General features: G+C 51.1%; 25 protein-coding genes. 11 read left to right on the top strand and 14 right to left on the bottom strand.

Annotation, left to right across the window (positions count from 1 at the left end):
• Positions 1-4 precede the first annotated feature (4 nt).
• The 8 genes from NTV65_10880 to NTV65_10845 all read left to right on the top strand — a co-directional run bounded on the left by NTV65_10880 (position 5) and on the right by NTV65_10845 (position 6,678).
• A complete protein-coding gene (locus tag NTV65_10880) occupies positions 5-643 on the top strand; it encodes an MBL fold metallo-hydrolase (GenBank protein MCX6115700.1) in 639 nt (212 codons plus the stop codon).
• Positions 594-1,904, top strand: a complete 1,311-nt coding sequence (gene coaBC / locus NTV65_10875) for a bifunctional phosphopantothenoylcysteine decarboxylase/phosphopantothenate--cysteine ligase CoaBC (protein MCX6115699.1) — start codon at positions 594-596, stop codon at positions 1,902-1,904. Before NTV65_10880 ends, coaBC begins: the two co-directional genes overlap by 50 nt.
• Positions 1,905-1,916: 12 nt before the next feature.
• Positions 1,917-2,378: a hypothetical protein gene (locus tag NTV65_10870; protein MCX6115698.1), complete on the top strand. Its 462-nt coding sequence runs from the start codon at positions 1,917-1,919 to the stop codon at positions 2,376-2,378.
• A 62-nt stretch (positions 2,379-2,440) separates the two neighbouring features.
• Positions 2,441-2,728, top strand: a complete 288-nt coding sequence (locus NTV65_10865) for a hypothetical protein (GenBank protein MCX6115697.1) — start codon at positions 2,441-2,443, stop codon at positions 2,726-2,728.
• Positions 2,729-2,749: 21 nt separating this feature from the next.
• Positions 2,750-3,493, top strand: a complete 744-nt coding sequence (locus tag NTV65_10860; GenBank protein ID MCX6115696.1) for a slipin family protein — start codon at positions 2,750-2,752, stop codon at positions 3,491-3,493.
• A 2-nt stretch (positions 3,494-3,495) separates the two neighbouring features.
• Positions 3,496-4,545 carry a tRNA preQ1(34) S-adenosylmethionine ribosyltransferase-isomerase QueA gene (gene queA / locus NTV65_10855; GenBank protein MCX6115695.1) on the top strand — a complete coding sequence of 350 codons (1,050 nt, stop codon included), beginning with the start codon at positions 3,496-3,498 and terminating at the stop codon, positions 4,543-4,545.
• Complete coding sequence (tgt, locus tag NTV65_10850) at positions 4,542-5,672, top strand: tRNA guanosine(34) transglycosylase Tgt (protein MCX6115694.1); 1,131 nt, start codon at positions 4,542-4,544, stop codon at positions 5,670-5,672. Before queA ends, tgt begins: the two co-directional genes overlap by 4 nt.
• Before the next feature lie 397 nt (positions 5,673-6,069).
• Complete coding sequence (locus NTV65_10845) at positions 6,070-6,678, top strand: hypothetical protein (GenBank protein ID MCX6115693.1); 609 nt, start codon at positions 6,070-6,072, stop codon at positions 6,676-6,678.
• A 24-nt stretch (positions 6,679-6,702) separates the two neighbouring features.
• On the opposite strand, the gene NTV65_10840 is transcribed toward NTV65_10845, so the two are convergent.
• A complete protein-coding gene (locus NTV65_10840) occupies positions 6,703-7,242 on the bottom strand; it encodes a hypothetical protein (GenBank protein MCX6115692.1) in 540 nt (179 codons plus the stop codon).
• A gap of 377 nt (positions 7,243-7,619) precedes the next feature.
• Here NTV65_10840 and NTV65_10835 point away from each other — a divergent pair, with 377 nt between their 5' ends.
• A complete protein-coding gene (locus NTV65_10835) occupies positions 7,620-8,750 on the top strand; it encodes a flavodoxin-dependent (E)-4-hydroxy-3-methylbut-2-enyl-diphosphate synthase (GenBank protein ID MCX6115691.1) in 1,131 nt (376 codons plus the stop codon).
• Between the two features lie 15 nt (positions 8,751-8,765).
• Positions 8,766-11,003 carry a hypothetical protein gene (locus NTV65_10830; protein MCX6115690.1) on the top strand — a complete coding sequence of 746 codons (2,238 nt, stop codon included), beginning with the start codon at positions 8,766-8,768 and terminating at the stop codon, positions 11,001-11,003.
• Between the two features lie 89 nt (positions 11,004-11,092).
• Here NTV65_10830 and NTV65_10825 read toward each other — a convergent pair whose 3' ends face one another.
• The 13 genes from NTV65_10825 to NTV65_10765 all read right to left on the bottom strand — a co-directional run bounded on the left by NTV65_10825 (position 11,093) and on the right by NTV65_10765 (position 21,439).
• Positions 11,093-11,509 carry a hypothetical protein gene (locus tag NTV65_10825; protein MCX6115689.1) on the bottom strand — a complete coding sequence of 139 codons (417 nt, stop codon included), beginning with the start codon at positions 11,507-11,509 and terminating at the stop codon, positions 11,093-11,095.
• Positions 11,510-11,760: 251 nt separating this feature from the next.
• Positions 11,761-12,324 (bottom strand): M23 family metallopeptidase, encoded by a 564-nt coding sequence (locus NTV65_10820; protein MCX6115688.1) that lies wholly within the window; start codon positions 12,322-12,324, stop codon positions 11,761-11,763.
• A gap of 3 nt (positions 12,325-12,327) precedes the next feature.
• The gene (locus NTV65_10815; protein MCX6115687.1) at positions 12,328-13,365 is read right to left on the bottom strand and encodes an SH3 domain-containing protein; all 1,038 of its coding nucleotides are present in this window, start codon (positions 13,363-13,365) and stop codon (positions 12,328-12,330) included.
• Between the two features lie 150 nt (positions 13,366-13,515).
• Positions 13,516-13,866, bottom strand: coding sequence for a hypothetical protein (locus NTV65_10810; protein ID MCX6115686.1), 351 nt, complete (start codon positions 13,864-13,866; stop codon positions 13,516-13,518).
• A gap of 14 nt (positions 13,867-13,880) precedes the next feature.
• Positions 13,881-14,180, bottom strand: a complete 300-nt coding sequence (locus NTV65_10805) for a hypothetical protein (protein MCX6115685.1) — start codon at positions 14,178-14,180, stop codon at positions 13,881-13,883.
• 12 nt (positions 14,181-14,192) lie between these two features.
• The gene (locus NTV65_10800) at positions 14,193-16,934 is read right to left on the bottom strand and encodes a TraC family protein (GenBank protein ID MCX6115684.1); all 2,742 of its coding nucleotides are present in this window, start codon (positions 16,932-16,934) and stop codon (positions 14,193-14,195) included.
• A gap of 5 nt (positions 16,935-16,939) precedes the next feature.
• Entirely contained in the window at positions 16,940-17,437 is a 498-nt protein-coding gene (locus tag NTV65_10795) for a hypothetical protein (protein MCX6115683.1), read from the bottom strand.
• A 5-nt stretch (positions 17,438-17,442) separates the two neighbouring features.
• Positions 17,443-17,883, bottom strand: coding sequence for a hypothetical protein (locus NTV65_10790; protein MCX6115682.1), 441 nt, complete (start codon positions 17,881-17,883; stop codon positions 17,443-17,445).
• Between the two features lie 17 nt (positions 17,884-17,900).
• Positions 17,901-19,076: a hypothetical protein gene (locus NTV65_10785; GenBank protein MCX6115681.1), complete on the bottom strand. Its 1,176-nt coding sequence runs from the start codon at positions 19,074-19,076 to the stop codon at positions 17,901-17,903.
• A gap of 14 nt (positions 19,077-19,090) precedes the next feature.
• On the bottom strand, positions 19,091-19,909 hold the full coding sequence (locus tag NTV65_10780) for a type-F conjugative transfer system secretin TraK (GenBank protein MCX6115680.1): 819 nt from the start codon (positions 19,907-19,909) through the stop codon (positions 19,091-19,093).
• Positions 19,909-20,616 (bottom strand): TraE/TraK family type IV conjugative transfer system protein, encoded by a 708-nt coding sequence (locus tag NTV65_10775; GenBank protein ID MCX6115679.1) that lies wholly within the window; start codon positions 20,614-20,616, stop codon positions 19,909-19,911. Before NTV65_10775 ends, NTV65_10780 begins: the two co-directional genes overlap by 1 nt.
• A 26-nt stretch (positions 20,617-20,642) precedes the next feature.
• Positions 20,643-21,038 carry a hypothetical protein gene (locus NTV65_10770; GenBank protein ID MCX6115678.1) on the bottom strand — a complete coding sequence of 132 codons (396 nt, stop codon included), beginning with the start codon at positions 21,036-21,038 and terminating at the stop codon, positions 20,643-20,645.
• A gap of 35 nt (positions 21,039-21,073) precedes the next feature.
• Positions 21,074-21,439, bottom strand: coding sequence for a hypothetical protein (locus NTV65_10765; GenBank protein MCX6115677.1), 366 nt, complete (start codon positions 21,437-21,439; stop codon positions 21,074-21,076).
• A 391-nt stretch (positions 21,440-21,830) separates the two neighbouring features.
• Here NTV65_10765 and NTV65_10760 point away from each other — a divergent pair, with 391 nt between their 5' ends.
• Positions 21,831-23,894: a hypothetical protein gene (locus NTV65_10760; GenBank protein MCX6115676.1), complete on the top strand. Its 2,064-nt coding sequence runs from the start codon at positions 21,831-21,833 to the stop codon at positions 23,892-23,894.
• The last annotated feature ends 3 nt before the right edge of the window (positions 23,895-23,897 follow it).

Raw genomic sequence — 23,897 nt, 5'->3', positions numbered from 1 at the left:
CAGAATGCTAAAAATAGAGACGGTCCTAGTAACAGAATTTATGCAGAACGCGCGCCTAGTTTGGAGCGATACAGACAAGGAGTGTGTTGTTATTGACCCAGGGGGTGACGCCGATAAAATTCTGAAGGTTATTCGTAGAGAGGGGCTTCGGGTAAAGGAGATCTGGCTAACCCATTCGCATCTAGATCATTGTGGCGGGGTAGCGCCGCTCTTGCAGGAGCTAAAGTGCCCCCTAATAGCCCATCCAAACGAGCAGGTGATGCGCTCTAAGGTGCGCACAATAGCTCAGATGTACGGACTACCGCTTGCCGACTGGCACGACTGTCCGGAGCCCGATATCGCCGTTCAGGGGGGTGAGACCCTGACGGTCGGCCCACATCGGGCGCAGGTGCTCTTTACCCCTGGGCACTCCCCGGGGCATGTAAGCTTCTATTTTCCAGAAGAAAACACGGTAATTAGCGGGGACGCACTATTTTCTGGATCTATTGGACGAACCGATTTGCCGGGTGGCAATCACGAGCAACTAATTAGATCTATTAAGCAAAATATACTTACCCTAGCGGACGAAACAAGCGTCCTAAGTGGTCACGGTGATGACACCACTGTCGGCAGGGAGCGCAAAAACAACCCATTTCTGGTATAACGGTCAGATGAAGTTGGTGCGTAAGAAAACTAAGGTCGTACTAGGTATTAGTGGCTCTATTGCGGCGTACAAGAGTGCAGAACTTGCGCGCTACCTTATAACGCATGGCTGTGAGGTGCGGGTCGTTATGACCGATTCCGCAGCTAAATTCGTGACCCCCTTTACCCTGGAGGTTATTACCGGTAAGCCCGTAACCAACACCTTTTGGAACGAGACTGAGTCGGGCGCTATCGGACATATCGAACTTGCAGATTGGGCCGATGTGTTGTTGATTGCACCGGCCAGTGCAGATCTGATCGCCAAGTTGTCGTACGGGTTTGCAGAGTCGCCGCTTTTGGCTGTTGCCCTTGCAACTAAGGCGCCAGTAGTAGTGGCTCCCGCGATGAACGTTAATATGTACGATCATCCAGCCACTATCGATAATATTATGCGGCTTCAGCAACGTGGGGTGCATTTCGTTGAGCCAGATTCTGGGCCACTCGCCTGCGGTTGGTTAGGGCGTGGCAGATTAGCTGATCAGCGCGAGATATTTTCGCACCTTCGGCGCGCAGTCGCGCCCCAGGACTTAGCTGGCAAGCGCGTACTGATCTCAACCGGTCCAACACGTGAGGCGATCGATCCGGTCAGGTATATCTCAAATCGCTCTTCTGGAAAAATGGGGATTCAACTTGCAAAGGAGGCCTATAGACGGGGCGCCGAGGTAACGCTTGTGCATGGACCCCTTGGTCGTACGCCATATATACCCCGTGATATTACCTGTGTCGCGGTTACCTCAGCGGCTGAGATGTACGAGGCGATGACGCAACGGGCCATATCTGGGTTTGGTGCGGCAGCCGAGCAGTTTGATATTGTTATTACAACGGCTGCGGTTGCTGACTATACTCCGGCAGATCCATCCAGTAAAAAGATTAAAAAATCGAACGAGCCGCGCGCACTTGAACTTAAAGCAACCCTAGATATTCTTAAAAGTATCGGCATTCAAAAGGGTAAGACAGCGCGTCCCTTTCTGGTTGGGTTCGCCGTTGAAACGGGGGATGAGGAGGAGCTCTTAAACGAGGTACGCCATAAATTAAGTGCAAAGAACACCGATCTAATGGTTGGGAACTTGGCGCACGAGGCTTTCGATCACGACACAAATCGCGTCTGGATCGTTAGCAAAGATGGCAAAGAGGAGCAGATTGGAACTGCGCATAAAGCGCAGATCTCACGCAGCATCGTAGACAGTATCGTTAGAGGTATTACGAAAGACACCCTAACTTGATAAGGTATTTTCATGCTCCCTAAATGTCGTTCAACACTACTGCGTTATCTTGATAAGGTAGCTGCCCTCTATCCGGCTGGTATTCCTAGGAGCGCCCTTAAGCCTGCAGCAAAGAGCACCTCTCAATTAAAGTGCGCCATTATTGTGGTCACGGCGCAGGGGGCGCTAACCACAGCAGAAAGCCTTCTGTTGGATTCGATCTGCAGTAAGGCGCTAAAGCTTACACCTGAGCAGTACCGGACAACCGTTGCGGCCAGCTCCGAGCAGGGCCTTGCTATTGAGAGATCATCTGTGGGAGAGCTCCCCACAGCGCTTACGATAGTGTTCGGGTCCGAGCAGGAGCTAGGTTCCCTCAATGCACTTGATCAAACGATGGTCCTGCGCACGCATGGGCTAGCCGAGATGGAGCAAAGTCAGGAGCTAAAGCGCACGGTATGGGGCCACCTTAAGGGCGTTGTGTCGTATCTGCAATAAGGCGGGTTACCTAGAGGGCCTTTCACATATTCACACGTGATTAGTCGTGCTATCCTGCCCCTGTGATTACATACTTAGTGTTGGCAGTACTAGCCCTCATTGCTCTTGTGCTCGTTCTGCTGAACTTAGGAGCTAGCCTAGGAGGAGGTGCAGAGGACGCAAAGTTTGATATTGTTGGGCTGGTTGGACATACGGGCGAGGCGCTAGACTCATTCTCTGAGGTCGGCTCCGTCTCGGTTCGAGGTGAGATCTGGAGAGCAACAACGAAGCGCGGTATCATCCAACGCGGTGAGCGTATCCGTGTCGTTGCGGTAGAAGCGGAGCTTACGCTACTTGTTGAGCGTGTGTAGAGAAGAAATAAGGGATGCCCTATGAGTATAATAATTCTTATCGTAATAGCGTTAGCTGCGCTGCTTTTTTTTAGCTCCTATACAATCCGCAGCTATGAGCGCGGTGTGGTGCTGCGCTTCGGAGTATACAAAGGCATGAAGGAAGCCGGACTGCGCTTTATTATCCCCTTCGTTGATGAACTAACACGGGTGGATCAGCGCATCATAACGATGGACGTTCCAACGCAGGACGTTATCACCCGCGATAATATCTCTATTAAGGTCAATGCGGTGCTCTATTTTAGAGTACTCGATCCATCGCGCGCGGTGTTAGCCGTCGAGAACTACCTGTATGCCACTAGTCAGATCGCTCAGACAACGCTACGCAGCGCGTGCGGAGAGTCTGAGCTTGATGATCTCCTTTCAAAACGGGACCAGATCAATCAACGTATTCAGGAAATTATCGATCGCCACACTGATCCATGGGGCGTTAAGGTCTCTGTGGTGGAGATTAAGGATATCGACCTACCGCAAGAGATGCGGCGTGCTATAGCGCGCCAAGCAGAGGCCGAGCGTGAGCGCCGCGCCAAGGTTATTCAAGCTGAGGGAGAATTTCAGGCGGCGGAGAAGTTAACCGCCGCGGCAGTTATTATGTCTAAAGAGAGCACCGCCCTGCAACTTAGATATCTTGAAACCCTCAAGCAGATCTCGGCTGAAAACAGCTCTACCATACTATTTCCGATGCCGATTAACTTCTTTGAGGCCTTCGGTAAGACCAAAAGCTAAGTATGACGGGTAGTGCACAACAGCTAGATGGGCTTGAGCCCTATTCGTACGAGCTTCCACGCAGCGCGGTCGCACAGAGGCCTGTTTATCCACCCGATAGCGCCAAGATGATGGTAGTGAATCGAGCCTTAGGATCTATACAACATTCCACCTTTGCCGCACTCGGCGCTTTTTTGAAACGGGGAGATCACCTAGTCTTTAACGAGACCAGGGTAGTGCCCGCCAGACTCTTTGGAAGGCTGCCACAGGCACCGGACACAGAAATTGAGCTGCTCTTGATAGAGCAGCAGGGGCCAACACGGTGGCTCTGCATGGGGCGACCGCTACGCAAAGTTAGGGCCAGTGGTGTTGTTATCTTTGGCGATGATTTGCGAGCAGATGTAGTGCCATCCCACCATAACGATAGAGTTATCGTTGAATTTTCATCCCTTACACCAGCAACCCCTGTAGCGGAGCTACTCTATCGCTACGGCACGATGCCGATACCGTTATATATCCGCTCCGGACACGGGGATGAGCAGGACCGCAGTGATTACCAAAGTATCTTTGCAAAACATGCGGGCTCTATCGCAGCACCGACCGCCTCGCTGCACTTTACTCCGGAATTAATTAACGAGTTGGTTGATTCGCTTGGGTGCTCCGTATCAAGGGTTACGCTGCATGTCGGCACGGCGAGCTTTCAGTCCCTGTTCGTTAATGGCGTATTGCGACCACCCCCTGCGGAGCGCTTTGAGGTCTCCTCAGAGACCCTTGAATCATTACATGAGACCAAGGAGCGTGGTGGGCGGGTGATCGCTGTAGGAACAACTGTGACACGCGCGCTCGAGGGGGCTGCTCGAAACGATACTACTGCTACACAGCTTTTTATTCGCCCCGGATTTGATTTTCGGTTGATTGATGCCCTTATAACCAACTTTCATCAACCCGGCACAACGCATCTTTTACTGGTTGAGGCCTTATTGGGTCGTAAACTTCTGGCCAACTGTTATGAGTCTGCAATGAATGAAAACTATAGGTTCCTCAGTTATGGGGATGGGATGATAATAGTATGACGGCTCGCTATACACTAAAGAAGCTCTCTGGTAAGGCTAGGCGCGGAGCGTTTCTGACCCGTAACGGAGCCTTTGAGACCCCGACCTTTATGCCGGTCGGCACTAAGGCCTCAGTTAAGGGGGTCGATGTTGAGCGGCTAGCCGAGTGCGGCGCCTCGGTTATGTTGGTTAATACCTATCATCTCTGGCTCCGTCCAGGAGCTGAGCGTATTCAACGATTAGGAGGGATCCACACCTTTAGTGGTTGGAAGGGTCCGATCTTAAGCGACTCCGGGGGCTTTCAGGTTTTTAGTCTAAAGGGCATCCGCACCCTTTCTGAGGAGGGGGTTGAGTTTCGTTCGCACCTCGACGGCTCAAAGCAATTTTTATCACCCGAGAGATCTATTCAGGTACAACAGACCCTCGGTGTTGATATCGCTATGGCGCTTGATGAGTGCGCCGCAAGTGATTTTGATTTTGCTCAGTTTGAGAAGTCACTTGAAATGACCTTTCGTTGGGCTAAGAGATCGCTCGCTGCGCGCACGGATCCTGAGATGTGTCTCTTTGGAATCACTCAGGGGGGGTGCCATAAGGAGCTCCGTACCCGCGCGGCTGAGCAGATAGCGAGCCTGCCCTTTGATGGCTATGCGATCGGTGGATTAAGCGTTGGAGAGCCCAAGGGCGCCATGTACGAGGTGTTGAGTTACCACGTAGGTCAGCTCCCAAAGGATGGGCTGCATTACCTGATGGGGGTTGGAACGCCAGAGGACATCGTAGAGGCGGTCTCACAGGGGGTCGATATCTTTGATTGCGTCATGCCGACCCGTTCGGGGCGCTTCGGGCGGGTGTTCGTAGAAAACGATCCTCCATTTTTTAACATTAAGAACTCCCGATACGCCGATGATACGGCTCCTATCGACCCAAATTGTAGCTGCTTGGCGTGTAGGAACTACTCGCGCGCCTATATTCAGCACCTCTTTAAGGCTGGCGAGATGTTGGGACCACAATTAGCGAGTATCCATAACCTTACACACTATCTAAGCCTGATGAGGCGCATCCGGGAGTCGATTGAAAATGACACCTTCACAGAGCTTTACAGTAAGATAAAGCTGCGTTGGGCGGCGCTAGACCTGCATGGGTTGGCGTAACTGGTCACCGTAGTTTATCGAAGGCCGCTTGTCGTAATTTGCTAGGTAGCTGGAACCTTTCATGGTGTGATGGAGATATCCGGTAGCGTATAACGACGTATTAGATATAGATGTTGATTATCCCTCAAAGCGCTGCTAAAAGTCGGCACGTTAGATTTTTAAGAGATAACTGGTCACCGTAGTTTAATGTCGCGATTCAAGCTACTCAGATTACGGCGAAGTTTTATAGGTAATTCGATTGGTCGTCCCCTGATCGGGGACGGCAGATTTTGTGACCAGTTAATGTTTTCACCCTCGATTTGCTCCGCAAATCGGCCCCTGAGGGGCTATTGACTGCCATTACTGTATGCGAATATTTTTGGAATATGCTGACTAGTTACTTTAAGAGATAGTAATAATGGAATCCGAATCCTTCCACTCCCGCGTAATGGCGTTACTTCAAAAAAGCCGTAGAGCTTTAAGGTTATACAATAGCGCAGGCAACACCTCGTTTGTGCGGATGGAGGGGGCCTCTGTCGAGCTTTCAGCTGCACAGGTATCAGAGTGGCGCGATATAAATGGACTGTTGCTACGTAAGCTTACAGAAGCAGCAGACTCACCTAACACTAAGAAGTTAATCTACGACGTATTTGCGCTGCGCAACGAGTTTCAGAACCTTTGGCGTGCCAGTGAGAGCGAGCTAGTGCTTGCGCAACGTGATCTAATCGCGTGTGCAGAGAAGGGGGACTTTATTAAGGCGACCTCGCTTGCAACCCTGTTGGTAAGCCTAAAGGCTAGGGTTCAGGCCGGGCAGGCTGTTCATCACGAGCTAGATGTACTGATTAAGCGAAGTCGTGTAGTTCGTCCAGCAGCAGATCTCTCCGAAGAGAGCTTAACGGTGCTCTCAACCCTTGAACTGCTAGGTGAACAGGTGATTAACGAGCGAAATGAAGAGTCAGCTAGCATACCGCAACTAAAGCTAGCTGTCGGCACTTCCGCAAAGGTTATTCAGCTTAAGAGACGCTAAGGCACCTTTAAGACAGTACTGAGTTTACCCAACCTGCGTTAAAACCCTTACCGGCGCGCCCGTGAATGCAGACACAACCGGCACTGGGCCAGGCCCGAAGGTTCTATCAATAAGGGTTGCCCAACACAGTACCGGAACCCCACGTAGGGTCGCTCGTGTGTGCGCCTCAAGGCTTGAGCGCGCGGTGGTGATTACATCGGTAACCAGGATGGAGGAGTAGCCACGATATTTCTCCCCGTGACCGTTCGCCATCTTGCTCTCCATATATTGCTCAAGGGGAACTTCCTTGCCCTTGTTATAGAGCTCAGAATAGATTGCACAGAGCCGCTCAGCAAAGAACGAATATCCTCCGGGTAGCTTTAGAAACAGCTGCGGCTTTTGTGGGGAGACTACATTTTTAATGCGCCCTGCGACATATTCGGCGCATGCATCAAGTTCCGCATCACTCAGATCTCCGACACGATAATAGACACGGCTTTCGCAGCGCCCCCCGATCGGAACCGGCTCCTCATATTCCTCTGTTATTTTTGCAAAGATCTCTCCAAGGTCATCAATGTTCGTCATAATTTTTCCTAAACGGTACTCTCAGAGGTAAGTCGGTTTATGTCGTATATCCCTCGTATATGTCACAAGCCATCTACGGCATTTTGTGGGTTTTGCTTAACGTAATTTACCGCTACATCCGTTTGCTATCACCAATAGAGCAAATTTTTGCATCCAGATACTCCTACAAAGCCTGACCTAACCACCCAATGATACAACAAAAATACGGTCTTAACAGGGGGATTTTATGGGGGCATGAAATGCTACTTAGGTAGCTCTATGGATATAGCCTTAAGGGGCTTAAAAAGTTAGACTCTAGTTCGTCTTAACAGCAACTTATGCGGAGCGCGGTAGTTTATATGGGTGAGAGCTTGGCACAGATTGGGGCTACCTCTGGAGTGCAGATTAAACGGCGCAGCACCAGGACCGTTCAGGTTGGGGATCTAGTAATCGGCAGCTCTGGCCCTATCTCGGTCCAGTCGATGTGCGCCACCAAGACCCAGGATCTAGTCGCAACCGCCGCTCAGATCGCACTGCTTGAACAACACGGCGCCGACATTATTCGCATCGCCATCGATAGCCGCAGAGATGTTGAGGCTCTTGCAGAGCTGCGTAGGGGCACCAGCGCACGCCTCGTTGTTGACCTACAGGAGAGCTATAAGCTTGCAAAGAGCGTTGCTCCGTACGTTCAAAAGATCCGCTACAATCCGGGACACCTCTATCACCATGAGACAAGCGTTCCGGTGCACGAGAAGGTTAAGTATATCGTAGGTGTGGCGCGTGATTACAACCTAGCGATTCGTGTCGGTGTAAACTTTGGCTCACTCGATCCAGCCCTGGCCGCGCACGGAGAGGACCCGCTAGAGGTTGCAATGAGCTCCGCTCGTGAGCATATCGGCTACCTTGAAGATCTAGGCTTCACAAACTATGTGGTCTCCCTTAAAAGCTCGGACCCAAACGATGTGATCGATATCAACCGCAAATTCGCAGTTGAGTTTCCAGAGATTCCGCTACACCTCGGTGTAACCGAGGCGGGCATGCTTCCGATGGGTGAGATTAAGACCCGCGTTGCATTTGAGAACCTGCTCGTGCAGGGCATAGGCGATACGCTCAGGGTCTCGCTCACCCTACCGCACAGCGAGAAGCATCAGGAGGTCCTTCTTGCCAAAAAGATCGTAGAGGATATCTATGCCGGACGTTTCCGTTCGGTGCCGCGCTTTGAGCACGAGGGGCTAAATATCATCTCCTGCCCATCGTGTTCACGGGTAGAGAACGAGGCTTTTGTTGAACTCGCCCAGCAGGTTCGCGAGATGACCCTACAGTTCGCCGATAAAAAGCTGACGATTGCGGTAATGGGATGCCGAGTTAACGGTCCAGGCGAGACAGATGATGCCGATCTCGGGTTGTGGTGTGCCCCGACTCACGTCAATCTCAAGCGTGCAGGTACCCTGGTAGGACAGTTCTCGTATGAGGAGATCCTGCCACGCCTGAAAGTGGAGATCGATAGCGTGCTTCAGGAGCGCCGCTAAGAGGTTTAGCATCTTATGAAGCTTATTTTACCCGATGAACTAAACTCAGCGCAGCAGCGTATCTTGGATTCTTACCGTGAATGGTTCCCAGCCGGGGCGGTATGCATAAATGTTATGCTTGGGCCCAAGCTTGGGGATGAAGAGTGGGATATTCGGCCCCTAATCCTAGATGGTGGGCGGGTGGTGTTATTGCGATTCTCCCGACCACTGAGTGAGGCTCTCTTAAAAACCTACTCTGCTGAGATGGAGGGATTCTCGGCCTTACCGGGATGTTCGATTCGGATCGAGCGACGAGCGCACCTCAAACAATTTCTCTCTATCAGGGCGTACGTACCCCAGACACTGGCAGATCAATTAGAGCTGGGCGAGATTATAGCAGGGGTTAAGAACCTAGCCCTTGCCTCTCTTGTCATTCAACAGGTGCGCCAGCTCAAGGCGAGAAATCTGGTACACGGACACCTCTCCCTTTCTAACCTCGCATACTCAGGGGGCTCGCTAAGCTTACTCGATCCACTTTTTGGTGCATTGAACGGCTCAAGAGATCGTTTTTTAGCACCAGAGGTGAGCCCAGATGAGGAGGTGCCTCATACTAGCGATCTTTTCGGATTGGGTCTTATTCTTACAGAGTTGCTAGGGGATGGGGTTAGCTCGCAGCAACGGGAGATTCTAGAGCGCCTTGCCCTACCAGCGCCCCGACAACGTCCCTTTTTGGAGGAAGTAGAGGAGGTGTTTAACGTTAGAAACGTAGGCCCTCCTTCGAGCGCTGGTCGATTGGTACGCCGTCCTGGCTCTTCTGATAACGCAACACTCGCACATAGCAACAATGCGTCATCCCGCAAAGCTCAGAATCCCATTCATAGGGGAGAGCCCCGCAGCTTCCAAAAGCTCTGGCTTATCGCTGTATTTCTATTGGGTGTAACCCTCTTGATACGGTATCGCTATCCCTCGTTATATTTTCAGATCGCGCACCGCATCCCGATCTTAGCCCCCGATCGTAACGCCGAGTATGAGAGCGACTGGGAGAGCGCTGATCGCAAGCGTATGTTGCGCGTTGCTAGAGCAGCGGTTCTAGAGCATGAACCATCGGCGGAGAACACCATTGTTAAATCCATTATGGCGGGGGCTAATCCTGCAGGAACTACGGCGGTCCTAATGAGGGTTGCCTTGACCGATCTATGGCGCAAAGATTTATCAAGAGCTGATCAGGAGGCGGTTTTGAGCCTGACTTTGGCACCCCTTCTACCGCAGGGGCTAGAGGGCATACCACCGCTAGCCTCGCTGCACCCTGCTGTAATTATGGCCGTTGCTGGTCAGATGCAGCCAAATAATCCAAGCCCTCAGTTAAAGCTTCTTTCGCTCTCTCTCTTCACAAACCTTGCCGATCCCGTAGGATCGGTATTTAGACAGCTTGGGGAGCTTGGGATCTCGTCGGCCGGTGCGCCGGAGAGCTTAGCCCTAGCCGGAATTATCTCTGGTAATACCAACCCTAACCTCTTTGAGGCCTTTATGGGGGGAGATTCAAGCTCCAAGGGCACCCTAGCGCGTCTCATTATCCTTATGCCTATCGTTGCTCAGAACGATGCAGCGGCGGTGCAGCTTCTAGCAGCCATTAGAGATAGGGGAGGGGAGCTAGGACAGGTGCTCGGCTGGTTTGATATCGAGGACCTCGCAAAGTGGAGCTCCATAGGGAGCATCGATAAACTATCATTACTTCTTAACAAACTACCGAAACGATCCTTCACTATTTCACAGTATGGAGATCTCTTAACCTTTCCCCTGCAGGGAGTTAGGCAGGGGGCTGCTCTCATGCTCAGGGAGCGCTATTTTAAGGAGAGCGATACTAACCTTCTGCTCTTATTATCTGGAGAGGGGAACCGACTAACGCGTGAGCAAACCATAGCGCTTATCTCAGCTCTTCAATTGGAGGCAGGTAAGCGCACCCCATTTATAGCGGCCTGGTTCGGTCTAAGGCCCGCGCCCGATACGGTGTTGTTGTTACTCCTGGCTAGAAGCGCACAGGACAGCTCAGATATCTTTAATCTAGAGGCGGCTCGTTACCTAAGGCACAACGAATGGGTCGGTTCTATAGAGATTTTGGAGCTCCTTGCACAGCACCAAGAGCCCTTGGCTCGCACCCTAGCTTACGCTCGACTAGATCCAAGGGATAGCGCGCAGAAAAAGATCCTGCAGGCTCGTATCTCAAAGGAAAAGGATGCCGCACTTCTTAAGATGGTGATGGGGAAGTTGTCCTAGAAGGGGCGGCTCCCAGCACCACAATAAAAAAGGCGTCAGGAGATCTCTCCCCTGACGCCCAACAAGAACTCCCCGTATGGGGCTTGTTCTTAGTTCTGAATATTCTGGTCATTAAAGAAGGTCGACATGATTGAGCGCAAAATAAATGCGCCAACCGCTACGACCATCAAGCTGAGGGCAGCCTTATACTGACCAAACGCAGCACTCATAATCGCGCCGATTCCAGATGCAGCCATGATTAACGCTCCGAACGAACCCTCAAGGTACGTCATGATTGCGTTAACCGCATTTGCGACCTTAGCATCGTTATATTTCGTGTACGTATTTCCTCCTCCTCCTGTTCCCTGGGCAGTAGCATCAAGCGATAAACTTATTGCAAGCATGCTTATTCCAGCAAGAAATATAATCGTACGTACCTGCGCCTCACTTGGAGCAGCGAATGATGCCGCTGTGTACTGACACGCCGTCTTAATCTTCTCAGATACAATTTTTACTAACTTTTTCATATGACCTCGTTATTAACTTATTTGTTGTTTCGTTTCTATCTGTTTCTTAACGGCGTGAACTAGCACGCCCCAGTTTCATTAAAGGTTATAGCAGATTCGATCAGCTGTGTTGCATAACAGACTAATAAAAGAAGCACCTGGAATTGTTTTTTTAGATCAATTAGCCGGGTAGCCTAGTTAGGCTCTAAGTAGCTATTTCCAGCGAGAATAGCAGAAAATAGCATAAAACAGGGAGATTAAGCTGCCGCAGTTTATCCCTCAGAGGCGCTGGCAAGCCCGGGCAAGATTTGCTCAGGATTAAGTGGAATGCCACCTTTGCGCAGTTCAAAGTGCAGGTGTGGCCCGGTTGAGATGCCGGTGCTTCCAACTGTAGCTAGGATATCTCCGGCACGAACCGTGGCACCCGGCTGCACCTTGAACGCGGCGCAGTGTCCATAGTGACTGGTGAGACCCCCTGAGTGTTTTACTACGACTAACTTTCCATAGCCGGCGTAAGGATCCGCAAAGATGACCTGCCCGTCTGCAATAGATCGGATCGGAGTACCCTGTGGAGCAGCTAGATCGATACCGTGATGGTGTTGGTGAACGCGCTTAATTGGGTGCTTGCGGGTTCCGAAGTTACCCGACTTACGGGGGCCCATTACGGGATAAACGAAGGTCGACTTAGTAGATATAGCCTGAAGAGCCTCTGTCGCTTTAGTGGGAGTAGCGTAAACGAGCGTTGGAAGAGTTAGAGCAAAGATAGTAGGAAGAGTTAACACCAAGAAGGTGAGAGGGAGAGTAGCCAGATATCGGTTAGCAGAGGTTGAAAGCATACGCTAGTTTCCAGCATTCATCTTTTGGAGTCGTCTAAACGCCTCCTCTTCAACGTTTGTAGTGAAGCCCTTCACCCGAACGGAGCTACCGTCATTAAGGCTTGAGGCCCCCTCGCCAAAAGTTACTAGACTTGCGTGCACCCAGGCCCTCTGTCCATTGGGAGCGAAGACCCGATACCATTCACCTTGGCGTGCCTCTACGGCGAGGCGCGAGCCACGACGGAGCGACATCAGAGCAGAATTATTTTTGCCAGGTCCCAGGCGCAGGTCGGCCTTATCAACTGAGATAGTTGCGATCTGAAGCTCTGCGTTTGGGCTAGGTGGCTTAACATCAACTGGAATGTTGTGCGGCAGAGGGGCAACCTTTTGCGTCTCTATCACCGGCTGCGAATAGGTAGCTGGCATAGGGACGTTATACTTACCGAGGCTGGCGCGGGTCTTGGCATCAACCATAGTTGAAAGTCTGCGTGCTTCGACCTCAGCGAGGGAGTGTTCGTTACGCGACTCCTGAAGCTCCTGTTCTAGAAGAGTAATTCGGTCATTTTGCGCCTTAAGCGCGCGGCGCAGAGCCTCGTTTTGGCTCTGCAGATCGGTTGTATTAGCTGCTGGCTGAGTTTGTTTTGCTGGAATCAGCGTTGCTGTATTAGGGGCAGAGGGCGCAGTTTTACCAATAGCTGGAATCACGGGGAGAGCCTGAATTGTCGGTGCTTTTGGCTTAGTAACTACCGGTAGTGGCGCTACTACTGATCTTTTGCTGGGCACTACGATTGGCAGACTGGTAGGCAGGCTGGAAGGCAGGCTGGAAGGCAGGGTAGAAGGTAGGGTAGAATTTGGAGCTTGTGCGCCTAGCGCCTGCACAGAGAGCCCCTCCATTATGGCTAGCTCGGCGTTCATAAGGGTCTTTTGCAGGTCCTCCGAGCCCTCAAGCCCACCCCTAGGCTGACTATAGGCTAGCGGCGAGCAGGTGATAACACCTGCTACAATAGCGCCGCTAAGCGCTAAGAGCTTTATCCAATAAATACTAAAAAAGACCGTTCTCATCTATAGGAGACCCTTGTTAACCTTTTCGGCCACTAACCACTGATCGCTACAGTGGGCAGGGTTGCTTCACTTTATTTGCTGCAACCCTTCTTTGACCTAAGCAAAACCCTTATCTGTCCTCCTAGAATCTAGCGCTTTAGAGCTACACTACTACTCTAACCCAAGCTTCCTCTTAATATCGTTTAACCGTTCCGGCTCCATCTCATTTGATGGATTGCCCCGTGGACGGTTAGTGCTACCTTTGCTGGTGCTATCTAGCAGGTCATTGAGCTTACTATCGCCCTTGCCCTGTTTACCGGACTGCATCAGTTGCTGTTGGTCATCAAGAAAATTAGAAAACTGCGCTTTTGAACCGTTGTCCCGCTCGATCGGAGCGTTTTGTTCGATGGTCGAACCGGCTAACCGCACAACAAAAACGAGAAATGCCAGAATAATGAGAGCACCCATCTGAATTTTGCTACCGAGTGGCGCAAATAAATTTTTATAGTTAATCAGACTCATACTTTCATGCTCCGCTATTTCTGTTTCGGACGCTTATAGTACTCCCAACGCCCTTGGCGAATCTCTATAACCTCTTGGTGACCAGGTCGATAATAATGTCCCTCTGGATCAAGCCCCGGCGGAACATCGACGACATCTACCATCGGCTCCTCCCAGATATACTCAACAACACCGGGAACGTTACGAACCTGATATTCAATAACTGCAGGCTGAACTATCTCGGTCTGTGTCGTTTTAGAGCACCCTGCTAGGAGGAGCGTTGAGATGGCAAGCACCACTGTGCTTAATCTTAATGTATTTAATGAGATCTTCATACCCACACCCTCCTAAACATTTGAATCCCTTAATCCTGATTCCAATATCGAATTTAATGCCCCGGATACACTACCTGCATCGTCCGGCTGGAAGCCTGCGCCCCCCATCCTCCGCTCTTGGAGATCCTTGGCCCCATATGGAGCTATCAGAACGATCTCCTCTAGAGCCTTACTGAAATCGTTATTATGTCGTATTAAAGCATCACTAAAAAGCTGATTATCGTCTCCGTTATTTGTGCTGACCCAGTAGAAAGCAGGTTCTACCGGCAATACAAGCGCCGACTCACCTAGATCCGAGATTAGGTAGAATTGAGACTCGACCCCCTTTACAGTTCGTAAGCGCATGATCACATCTGATTGCTGTGGGGTTAGATTGAAAGCCTGCGCCGTGAGGTGGAACTTATTTGGATCCTGGCGCAAAAAGATCTTATGCGCGCTATTTTGTACGATCGCTTGTCCACCAGATCCAACGTAGAAATCCTCTCCTGATTGTGATGCTGCGATAACGATCCCCTTTCTCTTACGATAGAGACGAAAAGCTGTCTCAATAGTATTAGCCTGGGTCTTTCCGATTAGCTCATGTGCCTCATCGAAGACCAGAATCTTACGAGTATCAAGCTCGCTCGGATCGTTCATGACGGTATCCGCCCAGACCATCGCGATCTTAAGAAAGACACGTTGCAAGTCAGGGTTACGACTCAAAGCTTTAAGATCGAATACAATAAAGCGCTCTTTGAGCTTGAGTGAGCCAGGTCTATCGAAGAATCGAGCATAGGTTCCCTCGCCGTAGTAGTCGGCTATTAGGAGCGCTATGCGTTGGCGCCGTCGTGCAATATCATCTGTTTCATCAACTCGGCGTGGTGCGCGCAGAACCGACACACAATCGCTCAATATAAATTCACGACGCATAGGGCCGCTGCGATAAATACGGTGAGCCTCAATCAGGGACTCAGCAACACTTCCGCGCTCAAGGCGGTCTGGAATATTAGTGCCATCGGTAGCCATATCGCAGACCACATCCGCGCACATATCTACGAGGTCCTTATAGTCGTCGTTTCGAGAGTCTGGAGCTATTGCTCCAAGACGCGCCAGGAAGTTCATAGCAGGCGCTTTAGAGGGGGTTGCTTCGTATACACGCCCCCCGAAAAGTTTAGCGAGCTTTTCAAAACCACACGGCTGTCCGGTCATACCCTTATCAAATATGAAGGTGATCGGATTTCTCTCAATAATCCTACCATCTGAGAGTGTGGCGTAGTGGCCCCGATTGAGCATCGAGATCAAAAAGCACATCAGATAGCTCTTACCAGCTCCCGACACTCCGCTAATCAAAACGTTCGGCGCTATGTTTGAGTCGTAGAGATCGAAACCAATCAGCTCGCGATTCCAAAGGCTTGGAAGGAGAATCTGGGCTCCAGCGCTCCCGCGCCAGTTACCCCACAACGGAAACATTCGAACGGCCCTTGATGATTGTACAACTGTTGTCCAGCCTGCACCGTCACTTGCTGGATCGTAGGCGCCTGGCAGGGTGTTAATGAGCACCGCCATATCAGAAACTTCATGTACCATGCCGCGCGCACCGTTTAGCTGTGGAAAGGTGGCGACTGCTTCTGCCGTTGCGCGTATAGCCTCGTCATCGTTCTGACATAGGAAGGTCTGGTGCACCCCAACACGCACGATCTGCTCTCGTGAATCGTATAGCTCTTGGCGTGCGTTTCTAATGGCTGAGATCTGATGGCTTACCTTCTGATTGGATCGTCCGCCCCAGGCACGCTCTCGCATACCGAGGGTGCCATCGAGTCTATCGAGCCGTTCAAGTTGTTTCTCCTTGGGATCTTTAGAGAACGTGACGCTTATAATGTTTTCATAAGGCGCTGATTGCAACGGCGCAATCATAAGCGGCATGCAGGATTTGGGGGGCTTCACCATCGATACGGAACGGAATATACGGCCATCCTTGCGAATAATTCCATCACGAGGATGCTCTACGGGGGTCTCAGAGATCTGATTTGCTAGCAGATCATCAGGATCGTACTCAGGCACAGGAACGGCAGTGGTACGTCCACGCCTATGTTTGCCCGGTTTAACGCTACGACGATTAAGGATAGGATAAAGTAGGTTGATTAGAGACTGACCATCGACCCGTTTAGGATAAAATCCGAGGTCAGCTAGTTTGGCCGCCGAGCCATCGATGATGCCCTTAAACTTGTTAGCAAAGCCCATGTATTCGGCCTGGCGTTGCTCGGCACTCAGACCAACCGCTCCGTACATGAACATCTTTATTGTACGAGCGATCTGGTTAAGTAGTCCCTTGCCCTCCCAGGGTGGATCATAGCGAAAAGAGATAAAGAGTCTTAGTCGACGCGGCCTACGTTGCAGCGAGCGACTCTGACTAGCGAGTCTGATAGAGCGAACCCAGCGTCTAGTCATCCAGCCGGCCGGCCCAGAGATCGGATACGAGGAGATACAGTTACGTAGCAGATCTTCAACATCGAAGGTCGTTATCCAGGAAACCTGTGCCGAGATAGTATGTTCCAGTGAATCCAGCAGCTCCTGAACACGCTCTGTAAGCTGGAACGCCTCTGCATCTGATACCTTGGTGATCCACTTAGGTTGCAGCTCCCACATCGACCAGATCGATGCGTCGGTATGAATGAAGAGTTCGTTCTCCTGATCATAACGTGCAAACGGGAGCAGCTTGTTAAAGAGCTCCTCATCTTGAAACAACCTATTTCGCGTTAACCTATTAATACCCATTTCGATTACTCTTTAAAAAGTCGGGGCTGTTCTGCCGTTGGGGCCAGAAATCGCACCTCCTTATTCTGATGATCGATAACAACCTGAATCTGCGCCTTTCTCTCTATAATTTGCCCGAGTTCGTCAATTGTGCCGAGATTCTCAATTGTGATCTTATGCAGGGCTATAGAGGGATCTGCGTAGCTTTCATAACGTGAGGTTGCGGCTAAGACCCGCGCAGTTTCCTCAAGCGAGGCGTTTTTTAACTCAAGGTGAAATACTGGACGAAGCATCGGGGCACTACGGCCCTCAATTGAGTCCTTAGTTCCAGGGCGCTCACGTTGTGGCAGAACCTCTGGGGGATGGGTCCAACGGGTGCGTGCATAAACCGGCTCAGCCCCTGCACTGCGCACAGCAGGGAGAAAGATAGTACGCTTAGTCGCAGAGTACGGTTGGTACTCCTTTGGCCCCTTAGTGCAGCCGGAAACTGTTAGCAGTAGAGATAATAGAAGAAATCCTCGCATAATCATTAGCGAATATCCTCCGGATTAACGAAGCCAACGGCCGAGCCCTGTTGGGCTCCACCGAGCTGGCCCTCGATCTCGAATGCATCTGTAACAGCCCAAGCATCCTTTTTTACCTTAAGGTAATAGTAGTGAGCAGGAACAAGATCTCCGTGAGAGTTTAGGTGATCAGGTATCCACATTAGCCGAACAACGGCGGGCTGAATAACCGGATTACTCGGTTGCGGTGAGAGCGTTCGTTGGTAGCTGCTCATGGCCTCAAGCGCCTCACGTGCGCGTGTTGCCTTTCCACCGCCGGAGTCATTCAGAGCCGCATCGTTCTTCTCGCCAAAGTACGCAACCTCTGATGGGCTTTCATAGAATGGATTGAGGATGTTTCCGACCTGGTTGCATCCCGAACACACGCTCGCTAGGAGCGGAATTACTAATGTTGCTACTTTTCTCATGCGCCTTACCTCAACCGTTAATCTAATGACGTGTATACAACCGAGGGGTTCTCATCGTCGATCTGCTCAAGCAGGTCAGGAATAGCAAGCGACTGCGAGAATACCGCCGTAGCCTCGCGTCCTGAGAGCACCTGAACAACCGGAACTAAGAGCTGTAAACGCTCACGAATAATCTGCTGCCACTCCTGAGCTGCGGATGAGAGTGCGAGCCCTCCCGCATATGCTGGGATCTGACTCTGGTCAACCTGTGACTGTGAACTTTGACTGCCGCTATTATTATAATATAAGGTGTTTCTATTTGCAGCGGCTAAACCCTGTCCCAATCCTGATAGACCTCCGGCGAAACCGGCACCGGCGATAGCTTTACCTATTGGATCTATCAGAACCCCCTCCATACCACGAATTCCATCCTCACCTACGATCCAGCCATCTATGGTGAACTCCTTACGGCGTCCGTTTGGAAGTCGTAGACTAAGTCTGGTCAATCGAAAGAGCACACGAGAATCTGTCAGGGAGCCCTGCGCTGCTGCGATAACACGCGCCTCACCGAGCGGAATACTGTTGCCATCCGGTCCGATAATATCTCCGATTAACTTGAGAACAACGGGATACGGCGTTCCATCGGTCGGTGCGTTTACACCTGCCAGGAGCTTAATTCGCACAGAATCACCAGGCATAATAGCCGCCAGGCGAACCTTAACTGGTGGAGCAGGGGGCTGCGCTGGAATAGCGTCGGAAGCGGCGATAGACTCAAGTTCGTTCGGATCAGCGCTAGCTAGCCCTGGTCCGGTTATATCACCTAGATCTTTCGGCGCTGTGTTTCCGCCGGCCGTAGATGTCGAATTTTGAAGTTCAGCTAGACGCTCAAGGATCTTCTTAAAGATCTCTGCCGTAGTTGCCTCATACTCCTGCATGGCCTTCTTTTGTGTATCAACATCCTCACGCAGTGCGTTTGTGTTCTGGGTCAGGGAGTTTAACTGTCCGTTAAAGCGCTCAACCAGATCGGTCCAACGCTCATTAGGATCGTTTGCTCCAACGTTTACCTGCTTGAGATCGCCCTTCTGTCGACGACGGGCTCCGCCACTTTCACCGAAGATCAGGAATAATATAGCGATACCCACAACTCCCGTTATGACCTGCGTTTTCCTGTCGCTCCGCAACCGGAGCATGAAATCTTTCAATATTTGTGACATACTTCACCTGCTCGTTAACGGGCTCGCGTTACAATATAGACCTTTGCGTTATGTTTATTTGATATCTGCTCCTCTACGTTAAGAGGTCGTGCGCTTAATTCCCAGGAGGATGCCGATACGGCGCGTGTTCCATCGATACGAAACGTAGCTGCATTAAGCTTCTGCGATTGGTCCAACAGGTTGGTTGTATCCAGTACGTACCCCCACAGGTTAGCGCCGATAAAGATCTTGTCGATCTTTGCCAAGACAGCACCATCGCTGACAACCTCTTGTCCCTTGAATTTCTCACTAATCTGGTAACCTGCTATCGACCTTTTGCCGAACTCTGCAACGAGAACCATCTCACGCATCAATCCAGAAACCTTACTTGCTGGCGCGTACTCATAGCCACGTTCCTTATACGGCTCTGGCATCGACTCCTCTTCTGGAGCACCAAAGGCGCCCTTGCCATCTCCGATTGAAATCTGGGCATCTCGTGGGCTCTCTGCAGTAGCGCGCCGAATACGGAGTGGGTAAGATCTGCCATCGTCTAGCCGTACTAGGATCGCCTCTCCGTTCTCATTGATATTCTCTTTTCCGAACACGACTAGCGCATTTCCCTTGTTCTCGATGGCTATGCCGGCGTTCGAGTTTTTAAAACCATCCTTGATGCGACCTCCTTCAAAGACGATCTCGGTTGGTTCTCCAATATTAATCCACACCTCTATCTCACCATTGCCACTTTGGTACTGAACATCACGCGCAGATGCACTATATGGCTGCGCAACGAGCGCCACAGTTATTCCGAGAAGTATGGTGAATACATTATAATACATACTATTTCCTCGCTTCATTAGTCGGCTCCTGTTCCTCTCAGCGGGTCACCACTGCGCTCTCCCCGTGTGTTTGGAGTAAATACAACGTTGGTGATAACAATGCCGTACGGATTAATCGGATTACGTGGGATAGTCGTCATCTCAACTCGGTAGCGGCTGGTAACGGTTGGAACTTCGGCCCCTGCTATCACCTTCCACCGTTCGCCAGTGACTGATATCGTTACGTTGTTGCCAGTTCGCTCAACGCGCGTGGCAAGTGGATCAACAAAGAACACCTGAGTACGGATTGAGTTCTCGATGGCAGGTAGCTCTGATTGTAACATCTCCTCCTTGAACTTCGTAAGTAGGGGCTCTTTAAGCATGCTGCTCGCTATATCAAATTGCTTGCGAGCTGTTCCGGGTTGGTAAGTAGCGATCATGTTAATGTAATCGTTGGCTACATTGATAAACTCGTTATCAGGAATATCTTGAGCTGCATACACGCCTGGCATCGGCTTTGATGGCACGCTCAGGATAATTTCGCGCGTGGACCACATGACTAAGGCAAAGATTACAGCGATTAGGGTCGTTGGAAACTGAATAAGTGAGAGCGATCGCCACATCAGGGCCTGATCCTTATAATTCTCCCACAAACGGATCGTATCGTTGCTGCCACGAGCTGCCGTTAGCTGCGTATCTGCAACTCGATCTTTTATGCCCTGTGTAACCTCTTTAATCTTGCTCATTACAAACCTTTTTTACCACCTTCTCGTTACGCCCTTGGATCCTTGTTACGCGGCTTATTTACCACGGCATCCAACTCAAGCTGCATGTAGAGACTCAGTGGATTCAGCTTCCGTATCGGAGCACCACTCCAGCGTGGTTGTAGCTTCGAAGGAGCGGGAATACCTGGGGGTTCGAATCCACACGCCACCATGCACACATTTCTCACTCCACGTTCCTCATCCGGAAACTTTTTTCGCATAGTTGCCAGCCCGAGCGTGATACCGATCCAGATCAACACCAACATCGGCATATGTTGCGCTGGCTTCTCAACCAGAGCACTAGCAAGAAAAGCACTGGTCAGTCCGGCCATCCATTCAAAGAGCTTGCAACCGGCAAAGGTCCAGTCTTCGTTTAAGCAGGGTATTACTTCACCGTTATCCATAGATCGTTCAAGCCTCTTTTAGTAATCAACGCTCATTACTTACTTGCTTCAGGCAAAAGTCGTGGATCCGCCGAAAATTTTATCCCTCCCTTCGTGGCCTTAGGTTGCGGATCTAGAACCCGCTCCAGATCTTCGGCACGATCAATCAGTGTGTTACGCCACTTAACAGGGTCTAACAGCTCGTCAGGACGAGCTATTTTCCTCGCCGTATCGAACTCGTTCAGGGCCGAGATTAAGAGCGCCCTGGAGCGTGCATAGTGCGCCACAGCCTCGGCAGTGGTCTCCTGATTGGCCTCTCCTAGCCCTATTGGAGCACGTTTATTTTCGGTATAGCCGAGCGAGCTCCACAGCAGCGCCGTTCCCACTATCATCCCCACACACCCCTTCTTCGCCGTAACCATCTGGTTCCTTTAGCTTTTTTCGTAAAATCTAATTTCTCTCACCTACCATGTGTATCTATCGCCACTTTTACCCCTACTACTGGAGAGATCTCAGCTATTCTGTAAATCGATAATTATACCGAGATATAGTTAGGTAGCTGAGATACCCTCCTATGAGGGGACTTACGCGGCTTACGCTATTAAGTCTCTAGATGGATATGCTGAGGGGTCAGAGATCCGTGACTTAACGGGTTACTATCGCTCGGATCTGGTACGATCAGGGTGTTTGGGCCAGACTGATAGTCTAGATACGTCGCTTGATCTGATAACAAGGGGGAATGATACTCCTTAAACGTTGCCTGGTAGGGGCAAGGCGGCTGTAGTAACAGGTTTTATTTAGAAGGGGCTTTTAGTGGCAGAGGGTCGTTCTACGCCAGACAGTAACGATATGGATCTTCTCCACCACGCTGGCCGGAAGAGGGGGGGGGCATCTCGCCTTATCGTGCAGGGCGTTGTTGCGCTCTTCGTGGTTATCTTTGCGCTTCTTATAACCACCTACTTTGTGCAGCGCTCCAAGCTAGAGGTCACAGAGATAGCACAGCTTAACAAGCAACTACTTGAAACTGGTAGCGCTTGGGGTGAGAACCTCTCTTTGGATCTCAGCGAATACTCGCAGTGGTTCGTACGTCACGGAACTCAGACCGAAGCACAGCTCTTCAACGACATTAGCGCTATCCTTATTGGGAATGCCCTGGCAAGTCCGGCCGCCTATGCTTCAGCTAGCGAGATAGGACTACTCTCTCAGATATACCTTTCACTGCATGAGGGTTTGCTGCGGCTCTCCTTTCTAATCATAGCCTCACTCCGTGTCTGGATCGTGGCGTGTATCGTAGCGCTCTTTTTTGGGCTGCGTTACTATCGGGCCTATGTCGGCGCGGATGCTCTCGGACAGATGGGTAACGGACGCCTTTTTTATTCCGGTGCGCGAGCCAGCCTAGATGCGGTAACTCCCGAAGGCGCGCCAGATATTCAGATCCGTGGGCTTGCGTGTCCGCAGTTCTCTACAGCAGTTGAAGCGCGCGCCTCAGGAGTATGGCGGGTTCTAAATGAGTACGGCGCAGTCAACGGTACCAACGAAGCTCTCACCGCAATTATTGTTAAAAACGGCGCGATCGCTCCCTATGTGGCGCTGCAAGAGGAGGAGTCCCTACTCGCAACTGCATTCGCTACTAGTAGCATTAAGGAGCATACGGAGGACCTCCTATCTGCAGCACTCTCGTTACACGCCCTGTACGCTGCTGGAGAGGTGCATGCTGGATTAGAAGAACCGCACCCAAGTGGAGACGCACAGCCCCTTAATTCCGAAGAGTACGCACTATTGGTACGTGCAGCGCTGCATCGAGTGCTCACACCGGCTCTTAGACAGGAGCTTGGCCGTATTCCGGCGGCTGAGGTTGCAACCACAATCCTTGCTCTTGAGTGCGGAAAGGTGCTGGTACATTCGTATGAGGGGGGGCGTTGGATCCGCCGCTCTAACTTCCCGCATTTGAGCGCGCGCGCTGTTTTACACTCGGTGCTTGAGTACCCGCAGGACTACAGCTTTGACGCACGCTCTCGTATTAGACGATCGCTAATCTATGCCGCACGTTCAAGCGCCTTTGCACCGGTTCGAATGCCGGTGGATCTGCGCTCTGATGTTTGGGGACTCAGGCAATGGATGGAGATCTTTTTGGCCTGTCCACATGAGCTAATAGATGTAGCGGACGAAGTTGAATTAGTTGGACTTGTGCGTGTGTCACATATTGCGTGGAGTAGTGAATTTCTAGAGAGTTCAATTGGATCGATCTCTGATATAGCGCAGAATAGCTATGCTACCGGATCAGATCTACTCTTTATACCTGTAGCGCGGGTTGTTGCACTCCTTCGAGAGACCCTTAAGCCATTAGAGATTAGGCGCATGGAGGTGCTCTTAGCAGCGGCCAGTTCGCGCCAGAGGCTAAAAGCCATCGCGGTAGAAAAGGGGGACGGTCCTTCATTCGCCAGTAACTCACTAGAGCGAATCATGCCACCTCTAAGCAACGAGGAGGTTCTAACGCTTGAAAAATTGCACGCAATCTCGGCGCAGGATCTCAGAGACTGGTCCGCTATGCGCATAGTGCTCGCATCGTACGGCTGGCTAGCTAGGCGGGTAGGGGATTATACCGTTCCAGATAGCTCTGTAATCTTCTCCGTGTTTAAGTCAAAGGAACGACTAGAAGGGGCTAACTCACTCGGCCTGCTTGGCAAGGCCGGGATGGTTCCCCTGCGCGGCGCAAAGCTTGAGCAACGTTGGGGCCGCAGTTGGAGCTCGCGCTTTAAATATGCAGATAAGGCAACTATGTCGGAAACGACAGAGGATTACGAAAAGTTGCTACAGGGCATAGAGGAAAAACCTGCGGACGAGTCACCTTCGGAACTGAGTCCAGCTAGTGCGTAAAGG

The sequence above is a fragment of the Pseudomonadota bacterium genome, assembly GCA_026390555.1.
Classification (GTDB): domain Bacteria; phylum Bdellovibrionota_C; class UBA2361; order UBA2361; family OMII01; genus OMII01.
Note: the sequence above shows the minus strand (reverse complement) of the source record. Positions and strands in the feature narration are given on the sequence as shown.